The sequence below is a fragment of the Pantoea sp. R102 genome (genome assembly GCF_004916815.1).
Classification (GTDB): Bacteria; Pseudomonadota; Gammaproteobacteria; order Enterobacterales; family Enterobacteriaceae; genus Pantoea; species Pantoea dispersa.
Genome location: NZ_SDFT01000002.1, coordinates 21,578 through 28,168, shown reverse-complemented (window position 1 = coordinate 28,168; position 6,591 = coordinate 21,578). Strand labels below are relative to the sequence as shown.

The window sequence follows — 6,591 nt, the reverse complement described above, 5'->3', positions numbered from 1 at the left end:
GCAGGGTGTTGGAGAGACGTGAGTAATCAGCGGTTTCCGGACGCGACAGCATGACATTCAGCGATTTGTCGGCAGCAGCGATCAGGCTCTCCTGATTCTTACTGACCGCGGGATCCTGATAGGAGCTTTTCCAGATCGGCAGACTGAGCGTGGCGTATTTATTCTGTACCGGCTGCGAAGTCATGTAACTGATGTACTGCCACGCCTGCTCCGGATGGCTGCTGCCTTTGGCAATGCCCAGACCCATCGAACCGTTGACCGCGCCGAAACGATTGGGCGCATCGCCGGGTGCGGGCATGATGCCAACCTGGCCGGCGACTTTACTCTGTTTGGCATCGTTGGCCATGTTGTACATGTAGGTCCAGTTGAGCGCGAAAGCCGCATCGCCGTTGGAAAAGGCTTTGCGCACGTCCTCTTCCAGATATTCGCGCGAAGCCGGGTTGGTCAGGCCCTCATCGAGCGAGCTTTTCATCAGCTTCACCGCCTGCAGCGAGGCTGGCGTAGAGAAATCGAGCTTGCCGTTGTTATAGAATTTGCCGCCGAAGCCGGAGACCAGCGTGGTGTAGTCACACACCAGCGCTTCCGCCTGTGACCAGCTCCATACCAGAGGATATTTAACGATATTTTTCTGTTTAATGGTGCGCGCATCATCCATCACCTGCTGCCAGGTTTGCGGCAGATCTTTGATGCCGGCTTTTTCCAGCATCGCTTTGTTGTAGTAGAGATATTTGGTGTCGAGGATCCACGGCATGCCCAGTGTTTTGCCTTTGAACACCACGGTGTTCATTGCGCCGGGGAAGATTTTCTCTTTTTCATCTGCGCTGATGCGGCTACTGACATCCTGCAGCAGGTCGAACTTGCTGAATTCCGCCGGCCAGATGGCATCAAACAGCACCACATCGTAACCATTGCCGCCCGCGCCGCGTGCCGCGACGATCTTATCGTGCAGCGCTTCGTAAGGAACAAACTCGAGATTGACCTGCACGTCCGGGTGCACTGTCTGAAACGCCTGCGTCATGGCGCGGATATCGTTTTCACTGTAGGCCGCCTGCGTCATAAACAGGGCGTTGAGCGTAGTGGTAGCCGCTGCCGCGCTGCCCGCGCAGGCGAACAGTACGGCGGCAAAACAACCTTTCATCTGATTTTTCATTGCGTTCTCGCCTTCATGCAGTAGAGGGTGTTTAATTAAATCAATTTGATTGATTTAATATCGCGCACAGATTGCCAGCGCGCAGTGGCTGACAGCAGTGAGCTTAAGCAAGGGACGTGCCAGGGCAGAAAACAACGCTGCCATGCGACACTACTTTGCACAGATTTTTGCCGCTGTCAGGTAAACAGGTTGTAAAATGTGTGGCCGATCATAGATATTGAGGCGGCGGTCCGCAGCGGATGTAAAAAAGAGGGAAGCGAGCAGGATGAAAACGTCGGGAACCAATCTGGAACATGCGCGCGCGCACAATCGCCGGGTGATTATCGAAGCGATTCGCCTGCACGGCGAGCTGACCCGTGCCGAGCTGGCGCGACTGACCGCGTTAACGCCGCAAACCGTCTCGAATATTGTCGCTGAACTGGAGCAGGCGGAACTGCTCACCAGCCGTCAGCCGCGTAAGCAGGGCCGCGGTCAGCCGGCGATTCCGGTCACCCTGAATCCTGCCAGTGCGTTTTCCATCGGCATCCATCTCGACCATCAGACGCTACTGATTGTGCTGGTGGACCTGACCGGTGAAATCCATTTTCGCCGCCTTATTATGGTGCAAAAACCGCAGCCGGATGCCACATTAGCGCGCATTGCTGGGGTGCTGGCGGAGATCAAACAGCAGACCGGGCCGCGCTGGCAAAAAGTGCTGGGTATTGGCGTAGTGATGCCGGGGCCGTTTGGTGTGGAGGGTATCTCGTCAATGGGGCCGACCACGCTGCACGGCTGGGAGGATGTCGATATCGCGGCGCGTCTCGCTGAGATGAGCGGACTGCCGGTCACGCTGGAGAATGATGCCACCGTCGCGGCGATTGGCGAACGCTTTCACGGTGTGGCGCGTCATCTTAATTCCTTTATTTATCTGTATATTGGCACGGGCCTGGGCGCGGGCATCATCATGGATGGCCATGTGTACAGCGGCCATGCGCACAACGCCGGTGAAGTGGGGCACGTGGTGGTTGAACCCGGTGGACGTGAGTGTTACTGCGGCAATCACGGCTGCCTGGAGCGTTATGTTTCGCTGCAGGCCGCTTACGAATTCTGCGGGCTGGACCCAATGAGCGCGCTGCCGGAAGATTTACTGCAGGTTGATCCGGCGCTGTTTGATCGCTGGATCGATACTGTGCTCACGCCGCTGCGCCAGGGTATTAATATGCTGGAGTGTATCTTTGATGCCGAGAGCGTGATTATCGGCGGCATGATGCCTGCGGTGTTGCTGGATAAAATTATCCAGCGCCTGCCGCCGCTCTACCAATCGGTGCGCGGCCGCTATCTGACCGGCACGCGACTCAAGACCGGCATGACCGGCAGCGACACCGCCGCCCTCGGCGCAGCGGCTCTGCCAATTTTTGATGAGTTTAATCCGCAGTTCCAGGTGCTGATGAAGTGAAAAACGCGGCCAGCGTCCGCCGCTGGCACCCGTTATCATCCATATTGTCTGGTGCCAGCCAGGCTGTAAGTGCCTGCTGAACAATAGGCCATTCACCATCAATCATTGAGAGCCAGTCGGTATCGCGATTGCGCTGTTTACGCGTCATGGCCTGGCGAAAGCGTCCTTCAAAGGTAAAACCAATGCGCTCGGCAGCCCGGCGTGAAGCCAGGTTTAACGAATCACAGCGCCATGCAACGCGACGATAGCCCAGCGCAAATGCCTGGCGCAGCAACAGGAACAAGGCTTCCGTACCCATGACGTTACGCTGCATCAGCGGTGACCAGGTGACGTGACCGATTTCTATCGCGCCGTTCTGCATATCAATACTGGCAAAACAAACCACGCCCACGGCACGCTGATGCCCGTCCATGACGGCATAACACACCAGCTGGCGATCGCTGATTTTATGCTGAATCCAGCTCTCCATCTCCATCAATGACTGTGGCCGGCTGGCGCCCAGCCAGGTCCAGTCGCGATCGTCTGGGGCGAGTGAAAATGCCGTAAACAGCGCCTGGCTGTGGCTCAACTGCAATGGCGCAAGCTGACAAAAGCGCCCTGACAGATTTTCTGCTGGCGGATAGCTGGCAGGTTGCCAGTCCGGCAAGGTAAAACCGATGGGCTGACCATAATGATTATGACGTGTCACGTTGATTTCCTTAGCCGTGGCGTCGCGCATGATGTCCGGTAAATGAAACCAGAATATCATCGGCACTTATACCAGCGTTTTACCGCATCACCCAGTGTCCGGCGCTCACTTCCTGATAATGCCGTGTTTCCGGCACAAATCCATTGGCACGCACCGGGCTCTTCAGCTCGCTGACGTCCACGTGCCGTTTTAAATGGCGGCGCGCCGGATCGGGCACAGGCACCGACGCGAGCAGTTTTTGTGTGTAAGGGTGCTGCGGATTCTCAAAAATAGCCGCGCGCGGACCAATCTCAACAATCTCTCCCAGTAGCATCACCGCCACACGATGGCTGATGCGCTCCACTACCGCCATATCGTGTGAGATAAACAGATACGACAGATTCAGGCTGTGTTGCAGATCGAGCAGCAGATTGATGATCTGCGCTTTCACGGTGACATCAAGGGCGGAAACCGACTCGTCGGCAATGATCATTTTCGGATCGAGCATCAGCGCACGGGCAATGCAGATGCGCTGACGCTGGCCGCCGGAAAATTCGTGCGGATAGCGTTTCAGCATGGTTGCGGGCAGGCCAACGCGCGTCATCAGTTCGGCCGCTTTGCTCTGTGCAGCGGCCTTATTGCCCAGCCGATGCTGTAAAAAAGGTTCGGTGAGGGCTTCAAGGACCGACATACGCGGGTTAAGGCTGGCAAACGGATCCTGAAAAATCATCTGCATGGCGCAGCGCAGCTTGCGCAGTTCTTGCCGGGAAAGGGTGAGCACGTCGCTGCCATCAAAAGCAATCTGCCCGCAGGCCGGCTGCACCAGCCGCGTTAGCGAGCGGCCGGTGGTGGATTTGCCACAGCCGGATTCGCCGACCAGCGACAAGGTTTCACCCGGCAGCAGATCAAACGAGATATTCTCCACGGCGTGCACCGCACCGGTTTTACGGCTGAACAGCCCTTCGTGAATGCTGAAGCGCGTGCTGAGGTTCTTCACCGACAGCAGCGGCGTTTGCCCTTGTGGCGTCTGCCGCGCCTGCGCCACCGGCGCTTCGCCGTTGAGCGCAAACTTACGCGGTCCATCGATGCCGCGCATGGCACCGAGCTGCGGCACGGTCGCAATCAGCGTGCGGGTATACTCTGCCGCCGGGGCAGAAAAAATCGCGGCGGTGCTGCCGGTTTCCACCATCGCGCCCTGATACATCACCAGCGTGCGGTCGGCGACTTCTGCCACCACGCCCATATCGTGGGTGATGAACAGCACGGCGGTGCCTTCCTCCTCCTGCAGGGTCTTGATCAGGTCAAGGATTTGACCCTGAATCGTGACGTCGAGCGCGGTGGTCGGCTCGTCAGCAATCAGCAATTTTGGACGCAGCGCCAGCGCCATGGCGATCATCACGCGCTGACGCATGCCGCCGGAAAAGTGGTGCGGGTAATCACTGAAGCGTTTGGCCGCGTTGGGAATACGCACTTTCTCCAGCAGCCGGATGGTCTCCTCGCGGGCAGCGCGTGCGCTGATTTTGCGGTGCGCGATCAGCGCCTCAGCAATCTGGTGACCGATAGTGAACGACGGATTAAGGCTGGTCATCGGCTCCTGGAATATCATCGCGATGGCATTGCCACGGATATCGCGCATTGCACGTTCGCTCAGCGTGAGCAAATCCACGCCGTTCAGCAGCACTTTGCCGCTGATACGTGCGTGACGACTATTCAGCAGACGCATGATCGCCATCGAGGTAACGCTTTTGCCTGAGCCCGACTCACCCACAATCGCCAGCGTTTCACCGGCCCCGAGGGTAAAAGAGACGTTTTTCACCACCTCACGCCAGCGGTCATCGCTGCGAAACGCGACGGTGAGATTTTCGATGCTCAGCACCGGCGGGTCAGCGCGATTCATTGTGCCGCCACAAAGCGCGCCGAGCGGGTGCTGACCGGCACATAGGTAAAATCGGTATCGAACGGATAAGCCGGCTGCTGCTTGCGCTTGCGCACCAGCCGTTCAACATACTGATCGACCACACCTTCCGACAGCGCCATCAGGTTGGGATTGGCAATCGGCGCCAGCTCGGGCGACAGGTAACCGGATTTCACCACCACAATTTTTGCCTGGCGCGGATCGAGTCCGAGCAGGGCGAAATCCGCCAGGTTGTGATAAGGACGACGCCGATCGGCAACTACCACGGTAATGCCTGCAATCTTCAGCAGCGCCTGACGGGCAACCGAACGGGCATCATCACTCAGCAGCAGCACGTCAAACTCGCCGCTGACTTTGCCGCCGGCAGGATCCAGCGTGGCACCGATAGTCAGGGAGAGCCGGGCCCCGACGCCTGCGGCGAAGGCCGCCTCCGTGGCCGGTTTATCGGTAATGCCTGCAACGATGACATCCTGCGCATTTTGCCGCAGCAGCTCGGCCAGTACATCGGCCCGATCGCCCACGCCGCCGCCGGTCGGGTTATCACCGGAGTCGGCGAGAATCACCGGTCCTCCAGGGCTGGAAATCGCCATGCGTACGCACTCTTCAGTACTGCCGGTCACGCAGCCAAATACAAATTGCTCACGCGCCTGCCAGTAAGCCAGCGCCAGTTTGGCCGCCTGCTCAGACAGCACATCGGCATCGGTACCGGTCATGATGGCGGCCGCCGTGGCGCGTGGCTCATCCGCCCAGACATAGCCAACCATCAGCGAAGCATCCCAGATATGTTCAAGTGCGTTAATCCCGGGCAGGCTGGCGTAAAGGCTTTTGGTCGGTTCATCTTCCGTGCTGGTGCGCTCGCCTGGCAGCACCACGGGGATCGGTGCCCACACCACGCCCGGTCGGATGCCGCTTTGCAGGCTATTGACCAGCATTGAGACGGAACGGCGCATGGTCTCCTCCACATCGATATGCGGTGCTGTGCGGTAGGTCGAAAACATATCGATCGCGTCGATGATGCGCTGCGAGACATTGCCGTGCAGATCGTAGCTGACGCTAATCGGACAATCGGGCCCGACCAGCTCGCGCGTCGCGCTAATCCAGTCGCCTTCCGCGTCTTCCATCCCTTCGACATATACCGCGCCGTGCATCGCCAGGTAAACGCCATCCACGGGCAAATACGCCTCGAGCCGACGGAGAAACTCCTGTTTGAAGGCATCATAGGTCACACGTGCCACCGGCCCACCGGCAATGGCGCGGGCGTGAAAGGTCGGCAGAAATTCGGCCGCGTAATCCTGCAGAAAGGCGAAATAGGGATTGGACGTCATCGTTTCACCCCGCACGATGCGGAAGTCGTCGGCGTAATTGAGCACCGGATTCCAGGTACTGCATTCAGTATGAATTCCACCATAGGCAATGCGCATAAC

The 6,591-nt window shown here is 58.3% G+C and carries 5 protein-coding genes; 1 reads left to right on the top strand and 4 read right to left on the bottom strand.

The window, feature by feature from the left end; translation table 11 throughout:
• On the bottom strand, positions 1–1,150 hold a 1,150-nt coding region (locus tag ERD80_RS00240; protein WP_136545482.1), incomplete at its 3' end, for an extracellular solute-binding protein.
• 265 nt (positions 1,151–1,415) lie between these two features.
• Between ERD80_RS00240 and ERD80_RS00235 the strand changes: the two genes are divergently transcribed.
• Positions 1,416–2,585: an ROK family transcriptional regulator gene (locus ERD80_RS00235; protein WP_058759002.1), complete on the top strand. Its 1,170-nt coding sequence runs from the start codon at positions 1,416–1,418 to the stop codon at positions 2,583–2,585.
• Here ERD80_RS00235 and ERD80_RS00230 read toward each other — a convergent pair.
• The 3 genes from ERD80_RS00230 to ERD80_RS00220 form a co-directional block, all read right to left on the bottom strand.
• Positions 2,554–3,273 (bottom strand): GNAT family protein, encoded by a 720-nt coding sequence (locus ERD80_RS00230; protein ID WP_211145548.1) that lies wholly within the window; start codon positions 3,271–3,273, stop codon positions 2,554–2,556. The genes ERD80_RS00235 and ERD80_RS00230 overlap by 32 nt on opposite strands.
• Positions 3,274–3,352: 79 nt before the next feature.
• Entirely contained in the window at positions 3,353–5,149 is a 1,797-nt protein-coding gene (locus ERD80_RS00225; RefSeq protein WP_136545481.1) for an ABC transporter ATP-binding protein, read from the bottom strand.
• Entirely contained in the window at positions 5,146–6,588 is a 1,443-nt protein-coding gene (locus tag ERD80_RS00220; protein WP_136545480.1) for a M81 family metallopeptidase, read from the bottom strand. The genes ERD80_RS00225 and ERD80_RS00220 overlap by 4 nt, the downstream gene beginning before the upstream one ends.
• Positions 6,589–6,591: the final 3 nt, after the last annotated feature.